The organism is Bacillus sp. JHAA, from assembly GCF_036961585.1.
Taxonomy (GTDB): Bacteria; Bacillota; Bacilli; order Bacillales; family Bacillaceae; genus Bacillus; species Bacillus velezensis.
Genome location: NZ_JBAMDE010000030.1, coordinates 1 through 636 on the forward strand (window position 1 = coordinate 1; position 636 = coordinate 636).

The following is a 636-nucleotide window of genomic DNA, read 5'->3' on the forward strand; positions in this document are numbered from 1 at the left end:
AGGGACTGACCCCCGTTTTTGAGACAGGGATCAAAACACCTTTAAGCAGCCAGCTGTCGGTATGTGACCGGCGGCTGGTTGTTTAGTTTCGTTTGAATACGAATGTTGTTATAATAGTGTATATAGGTTTCGACAGTTTGTTCTACGATGGTCGTCGTAGTGCTTTCCAACCTGTCGAGGTAGAACGTTTCAGACTTTAGTGAGGAATGAAACGATTCGATGGAGGCATTATCAGCGGGCGTCCCTTTGCGGGACATGCTCATGGTAATGCCTTTTGTTTTAACAGCTTTCTGATACTCATAAGATGTATAAACAGAACCTTGGTCACTATGTAACACACAGTTCTCTGGCAGTGCGGGCAGCTGATCAAGTGTGTGTAAGACAAAGTCTGTGTCCTGTCTATCGCCAATCGTAAAAGCAATCACTTCTCCATTGTATAAATCCAATATACTGGAAAGATACAATTGTTTCTGCCCATAAGGCAAATATGTGATATCCGTTACTAGCTTTTCCAGAGGACGATCAGACTGAAAGTTCCGATCCAATATATTATCGACCACGGCATATGGCTGCCCATCCTTCTTGCGCTTTTTCACCTTAACCCGACACTGCCATTGATTTTTCTGCATAATGCGC

The 636-nt window shown here is 43.7% G+C and carries 1 protein-coding gene; it reads right to left on the reverse strand.

Going from position 1 to position 636, the window contains the following annotated elements; all coding sequences use genetic code 11:
• Window positions 1-41: 41 nt before the first annotated feature.
• Window positions 42-636, reverse strand: a 595-nt coding sequence (locus tag V7728_RS20390; RefSeq protein WP_335371389.1) for an IS3 family transposase, incomplete at its 5' end; no start/stop codon positions are given.